Below are 15,497 nucleotides of genomic sequence, written 5' to 3' on the forward strand. Positions count from 1 at the left end.
GGGAAAACCCTCCATGGGTATCGAAGATCATGTACCTCAGGGCGTCTTGCTGACCACCGTCGAGGCAATCGCCGGGTGGACGCGTAAGGCTTCCTTCTGGCCACTGACGATGGGCCTGGCCTGCTGCGCCATCGAGATGATGCAGTTCGGCGGTCCGCGGCACGACTCCGGCCGGTGGGGCCAGGAGGTTTTCCGTGCGTCACCGCGTCAAGCCGACCTGATGATCGTCTCCGGCCGGGTCAGCCAGAAGATGGCCCCGGTCGTGCGTCAGCTGTGGGACCAGATGCCGAATCCGAAATGGTGTATCTCGATGGGCGTGTGCGCCTCGACCGGCGGCATGTTCAACAACTACGCGATCATTCAGGGCGTCGACCACATCGTTCCCGTCGACATGTATGTTCCCGGCTGCCCGCCGCGTCCTGACATGCTGATCGACGCGGTCTTCAAGCTTCGTGAAAAGGAAGTCCAGTGGGACCCGATCGGTCGCGACCGCGACGATCAGGTCGCCGAGAAGGAAGCCGAGGCGCTCGCCAGGCCTGCGCTGGTGGAGCAGAAGGGGCTCATGCGATGAGCGAGAAAAGCTCGGAACCCAGAGATCCGAAGGTAGTTGGCACCGCGGACAATCCGGTGGCCGGCCCCGAGGAGGTCACCAAGGGTGAGCTTGTTGCGGAGGGCAGCGAGGCCAACGACGAACTCGCGGGTAGCCCGCACTCGCATCTCGACCAGGTACTGATCGACCAGGAGCCCACCGAAGGCCCGGTCGTCACCGTCCGCAAGGGCATGTGGGGATCGGGATCCGATTCGGGCGACACCTCCGGCTTCTCGGGGATGACCCGCACCATCGAGCTCGGCGGCAACGCCACCCCGCCTTTCGGTGGCTGGTTCGATGACGTCGCCGACCGGCTCGCCGAATTGGTGCCGCATTTTGCGTCCCGCGTGATGGTGTGGCGCGGCGACATCACCTTCTTCGTGCCACGCGAAAAGCTGCTCGAAGTGGTCACGGTGTTGCGCGATGACCCGGCGCTGCGTTTCGAGGTCTGCATGGGAGTGTCCGGAGTGCACTATCCGGAAATGGCGGGCCAAGAGCTGCACGCCTACTACCACCTGCTCAGCTACACCCACAACCGCCGGATCAACCTCGAGGTGACCTGCCCCGACGACGATCCGCACATCCCCAGCATCTGCTCGGTATATCCGATGGTGAACTACCACGAGCGCGAGACCTGGGACATGTTCGGCATCATCTTCGATGATCACCCGTCGTTGACCCGCATCCTGATGCCGGACGATTGGGCCGGCTTTCCACAACGTAAGGACTACCCCTTGGGCGGTATTCCGGTCGAGTACAAGGGAGCAGTCGTTCCGCCTCCCGATGAGCGCAGGAGCTATCAGGCATGAGCGAGCAGACCACACATAGCGCGGGTGTGCCGGGCGACGAGGATGTCTTTGCCGTTCCCGGCGAGCCGATCGTCGACCAGGCCTACCTGTCGTCGGGTGCCGACTGGGATCAGGTCATCGACTCCCAGCGCGAGCGCGCCGACGAGATCATCGTCGTCAACCTCGGGCCGCAGCACCCCTCCACCCACGGCGTGATGCGTCTGGTGCTGGAGATGGACGGCGAGAACGTGATGAGCTGTCGTCCGGGCATCGGGTTCTTGCACACCGGCATCGAGAAGAACTCCGAATACCGCACCTGGACGCAAGGCCCCACCTTCTTCACCCGAATGAACTATGTGGCCGGCATCCACAACGAGGCAGCCTTCTCGATGGCCGTCGACAAACTGCTGGACATCACCGACGACATTCCCAGGCGTGGCACCCAGCTGCGCATCCTGGCGCTGGAGACCAACCGGATCGCCTCTCATCTGACCGCGGTCGGCGCGAACTGTTTGGAGCTGGGCGCGACCTCTCCCCAGGAGGTCGGGCTGCGCGAGCGGGAACGCACGCTGGAATTCACCGAGGCGCTGACCGGTCTGCGGATGAACAACGCCTACATTCGTCCCGGTGGCGTGCAGAACGACATGCCTGGCGACGGCATCGACCTGCTGGACGAGCTGATCAAGCAGCTGAAGAAGAACATCCCGGAGATCGCGGCGTTCATGCTCGACAATCCGATCTTCAAGGCGCGTACCCAGCATGTCGGCGTGCTCGATCTCTCGACCTGCATGATGCTCGGCATGACCGGCCCGGTGCTGCGTTCGACCGGTTACCCCTGGGATCTGCGCAAGACCCAGCCCTATCTCGGCTACGAGCACTACGACTTCGACGTCTGCACCGAGACCAGTTGCGATGCCTACGGGCGTTTTAAGATCCGCTGCGACGAGATGATGCAATCGCTGCGCATCCTGGAGCAGGTCCGCGACGAGCTCGCCGAGAGCGAGGGCGAGCCCTACCGGGTGCAGGATCCCGACCTGGAATGGCCGAGCGACCTGACCGTGGGAGCCGACGGCCAGGGCAACTCGAACGAGCACATCAAGCACATCATGGGCGAGTCGATGGAAGCCCTCATCCACCACTTCAAGAAGGTGACCGAGGGATTCAAGGTGCCGGCCGGCCAGGTGTACGTGCCGATCGAGGGCCCGGCGGGCGAACTCGGCGTCCACCTCGTTTCGGACGGTGGCACCCGGCCTTACCGCGCGCATATGCGCGACCCAGGCTTCCACCACATTCAAGCCCTGCCGATCATGACCGAGGGCGGCATGCTGTCAGACCTGCTGATGGCGCTGGCCAGCATCGACCCCGTCATGGGGGGCGTTGACCGATGACCGACACCTTGCTGACCCAGGGCCCCCGGGGCCGCGCGCGGTCGGCTACCGAAGGGCCGAACACAGTGGCGCAATCTCTAAGGGGTGAAGCTCGATGAGCGGGCATGAGTTCATCGCGGCATTCGATGATGCCTCGGGTATCGACACGCACGACGAACAGACCAGTATCGGTGAGACCACGATCGCGGAGATGCGCGAGATCATGGCCCGCTATCCCGATCAGCGCTCGGCGCTGCTGCCGATGCTGCACCTGGTGCAATCGGTCGATGGACGCATCAGCGATGCCGGCGTGAAGATCTGCGCCGACCTGCTGGGCATCTCCACCGCCCAGGTGAACGGGGTCGCGACCTTCTACACGATGTACAAGCGGCGTCCGGCCGGACACCACCACATCGGGGTTTGCACCACCACGGTGTGCGCGGTGATGGGTGGCGACGTCCTGCTGGATCAGATGAAGGACAAGCTGGGCATCGACGAGGGCGAGACCACTCCCGACGGCATGTTCAGCCTGGAGCGCCTGGAGTGCAACGCGGCCTGCGACTTCGCTCCGGTGATGATGGTCAACTGGGAATTCATGGATCAGATGACCCCCGAGAAGGCCAATGAGCTGATCGACAACCTGCAGGCAGGCAAAGAGGTGCACTCCACGCGTGGCGCGCACATCACCAGCTGGGCGGAGGCCGAGCGGGTGCTGGCCGGCTTCTCTGATGGGCTGGCCGACGAAGGACCGACCGCAGCCGGCGCCTCGCTGGCCGGGCTCAAGATCGCTCGCGAGAAGGGCTGGAAATCGCCCACTCCGCCTGCACCTGCCGAACCGGCAGCCGACGATGGAGGTGAGTCCAAGTGAGCGTTGACGTCCTCACCCCGACGCTGACCGACAACTGGGATCAGCCCGAGGCCTGGAAGATCGCCAACTATGAGGACCAGGGCGGCTACCGGGCGGCTCGCAAGGCACTCGCGATGAATCCGGACGACCTGATCAACCTGGTCAAGGATTCCGGATTGTGCGGCCGCGGCGGCGCAGGCTTCCCGACCGGCGTCAAGTGGAGCTTCATTCCGCAGGACAACCCGAACCCCAAGTATCTGGTCATCAACTGCGACGAGTCGGAGCCGGGCACCTGCAAAGACATGCCGATGCTGATGGCCACCCCGCACACCCTGGTGGAGGGCGCCATCATCAGCTGCTATGCGGTGCGCGCCCACCACGCCTTCATGTATGTGCGCGGCGAAGTGCTGCACGTGATCCGCAGGCTGCGCAAGGCCGTCGAGGATGCCTACGCCGCGGGCTACCTCGGCAAGAACATCTTCGGCACCGGCTACGACCTCGACATCGTGGTGCACGCCGGCGCGGGCGCCTACATCTGCGGCGAGGAGACCGCGCTGCTCGACTCCCTCGAGGGACGCCGCGGTCAGCCCAGGCTTCGTCCGCCCTTCCCGGCGGTCGCGGGCCTGTATGCCTCGCCGACCGTGGTGAACAACGCGGAGTCGATCGCCTCGGTTCCGGCGATCGTCGATCGCGGGGCCGAGTGGTACAAGTCGATGGGCACCGAGAAGTCGTCCGGATCGACGATCTACTCGGTGTCGGGCCATGTGAAGCGTCCGGGTCAATACGAGGCGCCGCTGGGCACCACCTACCGCACCCTGCTGGACCTGGCCGGCGGAATCCGCGACGGTCACCAGCTGAAGTTCTTCACGCCCGGCGGATCGTCCACGCCGATCTTCACGCCCGAACAACTCGACGTGAACCTCGACTATGAGGGCGTCTCGGCGGCCGGATCGATTCTGGGCACCAAGGCCCTGCAGACCTTCGACGAGACGGTCTCGGTGGTGCGCACCACATTGCGCTGGACCGAGTTCTACAAGCACGAATCCTGCGGCAAATGCACGCCCTGCCGAGAAGGCAGCTGGTGGCTGGTGCAGACCCTGCACAACCTCGAGCAAGGCAAGGGACGCGAGGGCGACATCGAGAAGATGCTCGACCTGTGCGACAACGTCACGATGAAGAGCTTCTGCACGTTGGCCGACGGCTTCGTGGCCAACATCACCAGCTCGATCAAGTATTTCCGGGAAGAGTTCGAGGCCGGATATCACACCCCGGCGTGGGAACTGTTCCCCTACGAGAAGAGCGTCTACTTCCCGTATGAACGCGAGAAGATCGCTGTGAGACAGGGGGCAGGCGAGTGAGCACCGACGTCAAGAAGCCGGATGCTGAGGTTGCCAAGCCGGATCTGGTGACCGCCACCATCGATGGTATTCAGGTGAGCGTGCCGAAGGGCACGCTGGTCATCCGGGCCGCGGAGCGGATGGGCATCGAGATTCCCCGGTTCTGCGACCACGAGTTGCTCGACCCGGTCGCGGCCTGCCGGCAGTGCATCGTCGAGGTGCCCGACGGCGGCAACGGGCGTCCGATGAAGCCGCAGCCGGCCTGTGCGCTCGCGGTGATGCCGAACATGGTCGTCGAGACCGCGGCAACCAACGAGAAGGTGGCCAAGCATCAAGAAGGCATGCTCGAGTTCCTGCTGATCAACCACCCGCTGGACTGCCCGATCTGCGACAAGGGCGGCGAATGCCCGCTGCAGAACCAGACCATGAGCCACGGCCCCGGCGAATCCCGGTACGAAGGCCTCAAGCGCACCTATCCGAAGCCGGTGAACATCTCGCCGCAGATCCTGATCGACCGGGAACGCTGCGTGCTCTGCCAACGCTGCACCAGGTTCGGCGAGCAGATCTCGGGCGACGATTTCATCTCGCTGTCCGAGCGCGGCGGGCTGAGCCAGATCAACATCTACGCATCACGGCCCTACGTGAGCTACTTCTCGGGCAACATCGTGCAGATCTGCCCGGTGGGGGCGCTGACCAGCGCCGACTACCGCTTCCAGGCCCGCCCGTTCGACCTGGTCTCCACCACGACCACCTGCGAGCATTGCGCGTCCGGCTGCGAGTTGCGCACCGACCACCGGCACTTCCAGGTGAAGCGGAGGCTGGCCGGCAACGACCCCGAGGTCAACGAGCAGTGGAACTGCGACAAGGGGCGTTTCGGCTTCTACTACGGACGCCAGGCAGACCGGTTGACCAACCCGCTGGTGCGCCGCAACGGAAAGTTGGAGCCCGCCAGCTGGCCCGAGGCCATCGATGCAGCGGTCAACGGACTCAAAGACGCCGGTGCCGCTGCCGGAGTGCTCACCGGTGGCCGGCTCACCTTGGAGAACGCGTTCGCCTACTCCAAGTTCGCGCGCACCGTGCTGGGCACCAACTCCATCGACTTCCGCTCCCGCGCCTACGGGGCCGACGAGGCAGGATTCCTGGCCGCAGATGTCGCCGGAGCACCGATGGACGTCACCTTCGCCGACCTGGAGAAGACCGGCACTGTGGTGCTGGTCGGCTTCGAGCCGGAAGAGGAGTCGTCCGCGGTCTTCCTGCGGTTGCGCAAGGGCTACCGCAAGAACAGGACGAAGGTTCTCGCTGTTGCACCATTCCTGACCAACGGTTCGAAGAAGATGGGGGCCACACTTGTCGCGGCCGCTCCCGGTGAGGAACTGAAGGCGCTCGATTCGATCGCCGGGGAGCTCACCGAAGGAACCATCGTGCTGGTGGGGGAGCGGGCATCGCTTACCCCCGGGCTGCTGGCGAAGATCCGCGGACTTTCCGCCAAGGGCGTGCGCTGGGCATGGATTCCGCGTCGCGCAGGCGAATTGGCGGCCCTCGAGGCCGGCTGCCTGCCCGGGCTATTGCCCGGCGGCAGGCCCGCAACCGACGCTTCGGCTCGCGTTGACCTGCAGGCTGCCTGGGGTGTCGACCATCTTCCCGAGGACGAAGGCCTGGACGCCGAGGGCATGCTCGCCGCGGCCGGGTCCGGCGAACTGAAGGCACTGGTCACCGCGGCCGTCGATCTGGCCGATATGAACGATCCGGAGGCCGCGCAGGCTGCCCTGGCAAGTGACGGCGTCTTCGTGGTCAGCCTGGAACAGCGGCGAAGCTCGGTGACCGAGGTCGCCGACGTGGTCTTCCCGGTCGCGCTGCTCGAGGATCAGCTGGGTACCTTCATCAACTGGGAACATCGCGTTCGTCCGGTGAACATCATCAATGCCAAGGCCCCCTCGGTGATGACCGACGTCCGGGTGCTGGCGGCGCTGGCCGACGCCTTCGGTTCCGATCTGGGCATGCGTACTCCGCCGCAGGCCCAGGCCGCCTTCGCCGAGATCAGCGACTGGGAGGGCGCCAGGCCCGGCTTCGTCTCGCAGCCGGCGCGCGCGTCCGAACTCAGGGCAGGCGAGAGCCAACACGGCCTCAAGCTCGCATCCTGGCATCAGGCCGTGGACGATTCCCGCTGCCTGGACGGTGCCGAAACCCTCAAGATGGCCGCACCGGCTGCGCGGGTTCGTATCTCGCAGGCCACCGCCGAGCAATTGGGAGCGGCCGATGGCACCACGGTGACGATCAGCACGCAGGCCGGAAGCGTCGAGCTGCCCGCCGAGATCACCGCGTCCATGGTCGATGACGTGGTCTGGGCGCCGACGAACTCCGGCGCCGAGTTGCTCCGTTTACTGCACGTTCGCCCCGGCGAACGGGTTCAGGTGTCGGTTGTCACTACCGCAGGAGGTGCGGCATGACCGGAATGGAAACTGTCTTCCTCGATGACCCCTGGTGGATCGTCCTGATCAAGGTGGTCGGCATCTTCGTGCTGCTGCTGACCTGGACGATCTTCAACGTCTGGTTCGAGCGGCGAGTGCTCGGCAAGATGCAGAACCGCAAGGGCCCGATCATGAACGGACCGCTCGGCCTGGGACAGGCCCTGGGCGACGGCGTGAAGCTGCTGCTCAAGGAGGACTTCCGTCCGGCCCGTACCGACGCGGTGGTATTCAGCCTCGCCCCGATGCTGACCGGCGTCGCAGCGTTCGCCTCCTGGGCCGTCATTCCGCTGGGTGGCCCGGTGCGCATGTTCGGCGTCGAGACCAGGCTCCAGCTCACCGACCTGCCGGTCGCGGCACTGGTCGTGATGGCGATCGCCGGCGTCGGCTTCTACGGATTCGTGCTGGCCGGCTGGTCGTCCAACGGCACCTACTCGCTGCTCGGCTCGATGCGCGCCACCGCCCAGGTGATCAGCTATGAGATCGCCATGGGCCTGTCGCTGGTGGCGGTGTTCATGTACGCCGGCACGATGTCGACCTCGCAGATCGTCGCCGCCCAGCAGGAGCCCATCAATCTGTTCGGGTTCACCATTCCGCTGCCCAGCTGGTACGGCCTGTTGCTGCTGCCCAGCTTCGTCATCTACTACATCTCGATGTTCGGCGAGACCAACCGTCAGCCCTTCGACATGCCCGAATGCGAGTCCGAACTGGTGTCGGGCCACATCACCGACTTCTCCGGATTCCGGTACGCATTGTTCTTCCTCGCCGAGTACATCAACGTCGCCACCGTGTCTGCGGTGTGCGTGACGCTGTTCCTCGGCGGCTACCACGCGCCCTGGCCGCTGGCCGGCACATTCGTCGATCAGGGCTGGTTCGGTCTGCTCTGGTTCGTGCTCAAGGTGCAGATCATGTTCTTCACGGTCTCCTGGGTGCGGGCCGCGGTGCCGCGCGTGCGCTACGACCAGATGATGAAACTCGGCTGGAAGGTGCTGATCCCGGCCAACCTGGCCTGGATCGTGCTGCTGGCCCTGGTGCGCGGCGCATCGGTACACGGCTGGTGGGCCAACCCGATCTTCATCGGCACGCTGATCGTGTTCATCGCGGCGGTGGTCGCGGTCATCTGGATGAGCGGGCCCGAACCCGAACCCGAGCCGGAGATAGCCGATGAGGACGCAGAGTTCGACGCGTTCGCGGGAGGCTATCCGGTACCACCGATGCCCGGTCAGAAACTGATCAACAAGGTGGTGACCTCGACCGGCACCGAAGAACCGGTCGGCGCAGCGTCCGGATCGGCGCGGCGCTCGTCCACCTCGAATGGAGCTGAACTGTAATGGGAGCCTGGTCAGGTTTCGGCATCACCTTCAGAACGATGTTCCGCAAGACCTTCACACAGGGTTATCCGCAAAAGGGCCAGGAGAAGGTCACCGCGCCGCGCTACCACGGCCGTCACCAGCTGAACCGCTGGCCGGACGGGCTGGAGAAATGCGTGGGCTGCGAGTTGTGCGCCTGGGCATGCCCCGCCGACGCGATCTACGTCGAAGGCGCCGACAACACCGAAGAAGAGCGCTACTCCCCGGGCGAGCGCTACGGCAAGGTGTATCAGATCAACTATCTGCGCTGCATCCTGTGCGGCTACTGCATCGAGGCCTGCCCGACGCGTGCCCTCACCATGACCAACGACTTCAAGTTCTCGAACCGGACCCGCGAGCTGATGATCTATGAAAAGGATCAGTTGCTGGCGCCGCTGCTTCCCGGCATGGAGCAGCCCCCGCATCCGCGCAGGCTCGGCGATGACGAGAAGGACTACTTCCTGGGGCTCCCGCCCACCGGCCAGCTCGACACCCGGACCGGCAACCCCGCAGCCAAGGAGGCTGAGAAGTGATTCCGCTCATTACCGGGCAAGCAGTCGCGTTCTGGATCTTCGCGCTGCTTGCCGTTGCCGGGGCGCTGGGCATGGTGCTGGCCCGCAAACCCGTGCATTCCGCGATCAGCCTGGCAGGCATGATGGTGGCGCTGGCGTGCCTGTACGCCTCGTTGGACGCGCCGTTCTTGTTCGTCGCGCAGATCATCGTCTACACCGGCGCAGTCATGATGCTGTTCTTGTTCACCATGATGATCGTCGGCGTCGACACCACCGACTCGCTGATCGAGACGCTGAAAGGTCAGCGGGTCGCGGCGGGCATCTTCGTCTTCGCCTTTGCCGCGCTGCTGATCCTGGCCGTCGGCAACGGCATCGTCACCGGCAACGGCGGCCTGGACGAGGCCAACTCCGCGGGCAACGTGCAAGGCGTCGCCCAGATCATCTTCGGCCCGTACGTCTTCGCGTTCATGGTCACCGCGGCACTGCTGATGATCGCCACCTTGGCGGCCATCGTGCTCGCCCACGGCGAGAAGCTCACCAAGGCCGAAGGCCAGGCCGACAAGGCCCGGCGCAGGACCCGGGAGTTCGGGGACACCGGCAAGGATCCGGGCCCGCTGCCCGGCCCCGGCGTCTATGCCCGCAACAACTCGGTCGAATACCCGGCCCTGCTGCCCGACGGCCGGATCGCCGAGAAGTCCGTGTCGCCCACACTCAAGATTCGCGGTGTGGCGATCGTCGAGAACGACGGGTTGCGGGCTGCGCACCGTGCCGCCATCACCAACTTCATCGAAGTGGAAGACGAGAACGAAGGCACCGACGAAGCCGACATCACCGCCGACGAGCTCGCCGATCCCGGCCAGCCGGAGCGTCCGGCGCTCGGGGACGCCGGCCACGATTCCGGCGATGACTCCGACACCTCTGAGGAGAAGCGATGAGTCCGAACGCCTATCTCGTCTTATCGGCGATCTTGTTCTCGATCGGCGTGCTGGGATTCCTGGTCCGCCGCAATGTACTGATCGCCTTCATGTCGGTGGAGCTGATGCTGAACTCCGCCAACCTCGCGATGGTCGCATTCAGCTATGCCAACGGCAACCTGCTGGGACAGGTCGGGGCATTCTTCGTGATGGTGGTGGCCGCCGCCGAGGTTGTCATCGGATTGGCCATCATCATGATCATCTTCAAGACCCGCCGCTCGGCCTCGGTCGACGACCAGAACCAGCTGAAGCACTGAGGGGGCAGTGGTGAGTCCGTTGGAAATTGTTATCCCTGTGGAAGCTACAGGGTTGTTCTCGTACGCCTGGCTGATGATTGCGATACCGGCGCTGGTGTCCGCGATCCTGCTGCTGGGCGGTAAAGCCACGAACGCCTGGGGGCATTGGCTCGGCGTGCTGGGCGGGCTCGGCTCGTTCGCCATCGCCTTCGTGCTGTGGCTTCAGATGCTGGGCTCACCGGCCGGTGAGCGCGCCGTCGAGGTTCCGGTCTTCGACTGGTTCAACATCGGCACGCTCCAGGTGAGCGCCGATCTGCTGGTCGACCAACTGTCGATCCTCTTCGCGCTGCTGGTGACCGGCGTCGGCTCGCTGATCTTCATCTATTCGGTCGGCTACATGGCCCATGATCCGAACAAGCGGCTGTTCTTCGCCTTCCTGAACCTGTTCATCACCGCCATGCTGACGTTGGTGCTCGCCGACAACTACGCGCTGCTCTTTCTCGGTTGGGAAGGTGTGGGCCTGGCGTCCTATCTGCTGATCGGGTTCTGGCAGGAACGTCACTCGGCAGCGCTGGCCGCCAAGAAGGCCTTCGTGATGAACCGTGTCGGCGACCTCGGCCTGCTGATGGCACTGTTCACCATGGTCGGCCTGTTCGGCTCGGTGAACTTCACCGAGGTCAACCAATCGGTCGGCGAGTCAAACCCTGGCTGGCTGACCGCGATCGGCTTGTTCCTGCTGCTGGCAGCCTGCGGCAAGTCTGCTCAGGTACCGTTGCAGGCCTGGCTGTTGGACGCCATGGAGGGTCCCACCCCGGTTTCGGCGCTCATCCACGCGGCGACCATGGTCACCGCCGGTGTCTACCTGGTGGTGCGCAGCCATGCGATCTACGAACTGACGGCCGCCGCCTCGCTGGCGGTCTGCATCGTCGGCGTGGTCACGCTGCTGGCAGGTGCCTGGATCGGGTCGACCAAGGACGACATCAAGAAGGTGCTGGCCGGTTCGACCATGAGCCAGATCGGCTACATGATGCTGGCCGCGGGCATCGGGCCCGCCGGCGGCGCGTTCGCGATCTTCCACCTGTTCACCCACGGCTTCTTCAAGGCGAACATGTTCTTGGGTGCCGGTTCGATCATGCACGGCATGAACGACGACACCGACATGCGGCACTTCGGCGCGCTGCGCAAGGCGATGCCCTGGACGTTCTGGACGTTCGCGGTCGGCTACCTGGCGATCATCGGCATCCCGCCGTTCGCCGGCTTCTACTCCAAGGACCACATCGTGGTCGCCGCCTGGGATCGTGGCTGGTACTTCGGCGCGCTGGCGATCCTCGGCGCAGGCATCACCGCGTTCTACATGACGCGCCTGATGATGATGACCTTCTTCGGCACCAAGCGCTGGGCCGACGGCGTCCACCCGCACGAATCGCCGAAGGTGATGGTGTTCCCGCTGGTGGTGCTGTCGATCGGAGCCGCCGTGCTCGGCATGGTCTTGAACACCGCGATCCAGCACTGGCTGGCTCCGCCGACCGGTGGGCATCCCCACGACGCCACGCTGTGGGACATCCCGTGGCAGGGCTGGGTCACCTTGGCAGTGGTGCTGCTCGGTGTGGCCATCGGCTACCTGGCCTACCGCGGCCAGATCAGCTATGAGCAGCCCCGCACCCTCAACCCGATCGTCTATATCGGACGCAACGATCTGCTCGCCGACAAGTTCAACGACGCGGTGTTCGTGCGCGGTGGCGGCAAGGCGGCCCAAGGTGTGGCGCTGGTCGACGACGTGTTGATCGACGGCGGAGTGCGCAGTGCCGCGACCGTCGCGACCGGTATCGGTGGGGTGCTCGCCAAGCTGCAAAGCGGATACACCCGAAACTACGGCCTGACGATGGTGATCGGTGTCATCGTGGTCGGCGCTGTCTTGTTCCTCGGCCGGCTGGCCTGAGGGGAGGAGCTCAGATGGATAACTCGATCCCCTTGCTGACGATCCTCGGCCTGGTGCCGTTGGTCTTCGCGCTGATCGCATTCGTGGCGAAAGCGAAGACCGGCAAGCAGCTGGCCTTCGTCGGCTCGCTGGTCACCTTGGCCCTCGGTGTCTGGGCGTTCTTCGCCGCAGGCTCGTCCGATCTGTCGGAGACGATCTCCTGGATCCCACAGATCGGCGCCTGGTATGCGCTGTCGCTGGACGGCATGGGCCGGGCGATGGTGCTGCTGACCGTGCTCCTGGTGCCGGTCGTGTTGGGCGCCGAATGGACGCTGGACACCAAGACCGTTACCGGACACGAAGAACCCCGCTGGGGCGGCAACGTCTTCGGCGCGCTCGCCCTGCTGGTGGAAAGCTTCGCGCTGTACGTCTTCATGTCGGCCGATGTGCTGCTGTTCTACATCTTCTTCGAGGCAACGCTGATCCCGATGTTCTTCCTGATCACCGGCTGGGGCGGAGCCAAGCGGGGCAGGGCAGCGATGAAGTTCCTGCTGTACTCGCTGGCCGGCGGCCTGATCATGCTGTTCGCGGTGATCGGTGTCTACGGTGTCACCTCGGCGGCCGGCGCGCCCAGTTTCCTCATCGACGACTTCGCGGGCCTGCCGTTGGACGAGACAACCCAGAAAGCGCTGTTCGTCGGTTTCTTCATCGCATTCGCGATCAAGGCCCCGATGGTGCCGGTGCACACCTGGCTGCCCGACACCGCCGAGCAGGCGGCGCCCGGGGCAAGCGCACTGCTGGTCGGCATCCTCGACAAGATCGGCACCTTCGGAATGATCCGGATCTGTTTGGGTATGCTGCCCGGCGCGTCCTTGTGGGCGACCCCGCTGGTCGTGGCGCTCGCGGTGATCTCGATCATCTACGGTGCCGTGTTGGCCATCACCAGCAAGAATTTGCTGCGGCTGGTCTCTTACACCTCGATCAGCCACTTCGGTTTCATGGTGCTCGGCATCTTCGCCTTCACCACCACGTCGATGGGCGGATCGATCTTCTACATGCTGGCTCACGGATTCAGCTCCGCGGCACTGTTCGTGGCGGTCGGATTCCTGCTGAATCGGCGCGGCTCGGTCGAGATCGCGGACTTCGGCGGTGTGCGGCAGCTGGCCCCGCTGCTGGCCGGGGTCTTCCTGTTCTCCGGACTTGCGACGCTGGGGCTGCCCGGTACCGCGAACTTCGTCGGTGAGTTCTCGATCATGACCGGTGCCTATCCGCGTCAGCTCGTGGGCGTGATCGTCGCGGTGCTCGGTACGGTGCTCGCTGCGGTCTACATGCTGTGGGCCTATCAGCGGGTGTTCACCGGCAAGCCCACCGCCGAGGTGACCAAGACCGTCACCGGTGACTTGGACGCTCGCGAGAGGCTCGTGATCGCCCCGCTGATCGCGCTGCTGTTGCTGTTCGGGTTCTACCCGCAGCCGATGATCAACGTGGTTGAACAGACGGCCACGGCGACCATGAATGTCGTTGGCATGACCGATCCGCAGCCCGGGTCGATGGGAGGAAAGTGATGATCGAGGAGTTTCTGCCTGCCGCACCGATCTTGTTGGTGCTGGTGGGCGGCACGATCGCCATCGTCCTGGAGGGTGCGGTTCCCCGGCTGGTTCGTCCGACCGTTCAGGCCTGCTGGACTCTGCTGGTGCTGGTCGCGGCCTTCGGTTGGACGCTGGTCGATTGGCTGGCCTCGGCCCCTCAGCTGACCGCCATGAATGCCTTGAGCGTGGATGGTCCGGCACAGCTCGCCTGGATGCTGTTGTTGTTCTTCGGTGCGCTTGCGGTGCTGCTCTTCGCCGACCGGCGGGTCGGCGGCGGGGAATCGCCGTTCGCACCCAGCGCTTCGGCGGCGCCCAGTTCGCAGGCCGAGCGTGAAGCCATCGCCGCCCGCCAGGAGCAGACCGAGGTCTTCCCGCTGCTGCTCTTCTCGATCGGCGGCATGATGGTCTTCGTCTGCGCCAATGATCTGCTCACGATGTTCGTCGCGCTTGAGGTCTTGTCGTTCCCGCTGTATGTGCTCTGCGGTATGGCGCGTCGGCGTCGGCTGCTGAGCCAGGAGGCATCGCTGAAATACTTCCTGCTCGGCGCCTTGAGTTCCGGAGTCTTCCTGTACGGCGTGGCGCTCACCTTCGGATACGCGGGCTCGTTCCACTTCCGCGACATCGACATCGCCATTCAGGCCGGTGCCCAGTCGCCGTGGTTGCTGCTCGCCGGACTCGGCCTGGTCACGGTCGGCGTGTTGTTCAAGATGGGTGCGGTGCCCTTCCATAACTGGGTGCCCGATGTCTACCAGGGCGCTCCGACCCCGGTCACCGCATTCATGGCCATCTGCACGAAGCTGGCCGCTGCCTTGGGTCTGCTACGGCTGCTCTATGTGGCGCTCGGCTCGCTGCGCTGGGATTGGCAGCCTGCTCTCGCGGTGGTCGCCGTGGCGACCATGGTCGTCGGTTCGTTCGCCGGCCTGCTGCAGTCGGACGCCAAGCGGCTGTTGGCCTACTCGTCGATCGCGCACGCCGGATTCATCCTGGTCGGCGTCATCGGCGCCGTGACCACGGCCAACGGATTGGCCGAGGGCTGGAGCGGCTCGGTGTCGTCCATCTTCGTCTACCTGGCCGCCTACGGTCTGGCCACGGTGGGTGCTTTCGCGATCGTCACCCTGGTGCGCCGCTCGGGTGCCGAGGCCACCAGCTTCGAAGCATGGGCAGGGCTCGGACGCAGAGATCCGCTGCTCGGCGTGCTGATGACGATCTTCCTGCTGAGCATGGCGGGTATTCCGCTGACCGGCGGGTTCATCGGCAAGCTGACCGTGTTCTCCGCGGCCTGGGCGGGCGGCTACTCCTGGCTGGTGCTGATCGCCGTGATCGCGTCCCTGGTGACCGCCGGCTTCTACTTCCGGGTCGTCTGGATCATGTTCGGCCAGGCGCCGAGCACCGAGGTCGCACTGGTCAGCCCGGGAATCGGGACCCAGGTGGTGATTTGGATCGGCGTTATCGGTACGCTACTTCTTGGCGTGCTACCCGGCCCGCTGTTGGACATCGCGATCAACTCGGCAGGATTCATACGCTGA

Annotated in this window: 13 protein-coding genes; all 13 read left to right on the plus strand. The window is 64.9% G+C overall.

Going from position 1 to position 15,497, the window contains the following annotated elements; genetic code table 11:
• Positions 1–13 precede the first annotated feature (13 nt).
• The 13 genes from QQ658_RS01810 (at position 14) to nuoN (ending at position 15,497) form a co-directional block, all read left to right on the plus strand.
• On the plus strand, positions 14–571 hold the full coding sequence (locus tag QQ658_RS01810; RefSeq protein ID WP_286025981.1) for a NuoB/complex I 20 kDa subunit family protein: 558 nt from the start codon (positions 14–16) through the stop codon (positions 569–571).
• Positions 568–1,398, plus strand: a complete 831-nt coding sequence (locus QQ658_RS01815; protein ID WP_286025982.1) for an NADH-quinone oxidoreductase subunit C — start codon at positions 568–570, stop codon at positions 1,396–1,398. The genes QQ658_RS01810 and QQ658_RS01815 overlap by 4 nt, the downstream gene beginning before the upstream one ends.
• Complete coding sequence (locus QQ658_RS01820; protein ID WP_286025983.1) at positions 1,395–2,765, plus strand: NADH-quinone oxidoreductase subunit D; 1,371 nt, start codon at positions 1,395–1,397, stop codon at positions 2,763–2,765. The genes QQ658_RS01815 and QQ658_RS01820 overlap by 4 nt, the downstream gene beginning before the upstream one ends.
• 94 nt (positions 2,766–2,859) lie before the next feature.
• Entirely contained in the window at positions 2,860–3,612 is a 753-nt protein-coding gene (gene nuoE, locus QQ658_RS01825) for an NADH-quinone oxidoreductase subunit NuoE (protein WP_286025984.1), read from the plus strand.
• On the plus strand, positions 3,609–4,949 hold the full coding sequence (gene nuoF, locus QQ658_RS01830; RefSeq protein ID WP_286025985.1) for an NADH-quinone oxidoreductase subunit NuoF: 1,341 nt from the start codon (positions 3,609–3,611) through the stop codon (positions 4,947–4,949). The genes nuoE and nuoF overlap by 4 nt, the downstream gene beginning before the upstream one ends.
• Complete coding sequence (locus QQ658_RS01835) at positions 4,946–7,375, plus strand: NADH-quinone oxidoreductase subunit G (RefSeq protein ID WP_286025986.1); 2,430 nt, start codon at positions 4,946–4,948, stop codon at positions 7,373–7,375. Before nuoF ends, QQ658_RS01835 begins: the two co-directional genes overlap by 4 nt.
• Entirely contained in the window at positions 7,372–8,724 is a 1,353-nt protein-coding gene (gene nuoH, locus QQ658_RS01840) for an NADH-quinone oxidoreductase subunit NuoH (RefSeq protein WP_286025987.1), read from the plus strand. The genes QQ658_RS01835 and nuoH overlap by 4 nt, the downstream gene beginning before the upstream one ends.
• The gene (gene nuoI, locus QQ658_RS01845; protein WP_286025988.1) at positions 8,724–9,275 is read left to right on the plus strand and encodes an NADH-quinone oxidoreductase subunit NuoI; all 552 of its coding nucleotides are present in this window, start codon (positions 8,724–8,726) and stop codon (positions 9,273–9,275) included. The genes nuoH and nuoI overlap by 1 nt, the downstream gene beginning before the upstream one ends.
• Entirely contained in the window at positions 9,272–10,189 is a 918-nt protein-coding gene (locus QQ658_RS01850; protein WP_286025989.1) for an NADH-quinone oxidoreductase subunit J, read from the plus strand. Before nuoI ends, QQ658_RS01850 begins: the two co-directional genes overlap by 4 nt.
• On the plus strand, positions 10,186–10,485 hold the full coding sequence (nuoK, locus tag QQ658_RS01855) for an NADH-quinone oxidoreductase subunit NuoK (protein WP_286025990.1): 300 nt from the start codon (positions 10,186–10,188) through the stop codon (positions 10,483–10,485). Before QQ658_RS01850 ends, nuoK begins: the two co-directional genes overlap by 4 nt.
• 31 nt (positions 10,486–10,516) lie before the next feature.
• A complete protein-coding gene (nuoL, locus tag QQ658_RS01860) occupies positions 10,517–12,403 on the plus strand; it encodes an NADH-quinone oxidoreductase subunit L (RefSeq protein WP_286027011.1) in 1,887 nt (628 codons plus the stop codon).
• A gap of 14 nt (positions 12,404–12,417) precedes the next feature.
• Positions 12,418–13,947 (plus strand): NADH-quinone oxidoreductase subunit M, encoded by a 1,530-nt coding sequence (locus tag QQ658_RS01865; RefSeq protein ID WP_286025991.1) that lies wholly within the window; start codon positions 12,418–12,420, stop codon positions 13,945–13,947.
• Positions 13,947–15,497: an NADH-quinone oxidoreductase subunit NuoN gene (gene nuoN / locus QQ658_RS01870; RefSeq protein ID WP_286025992.1), complete on the plus strand. Its 1,551-nt coding sequence runs from the start codon at positions 13,947–13,949 to the stop codon at positions 15,495–15,497. Before QQ658_RS01865 ends, nuoN begins: the two co-directional genes overlap by 1 nt.

The organism is Propionimicrobium sp. PCR01-08-3 (assembly GCF_030286045.1).
Taxonomy (GTDB): domain Bacteria; phylum Actinomycetota; class Actinomycetes; order Propionibacteriales; family Propionibacteriaceae; genus Brooklawnia.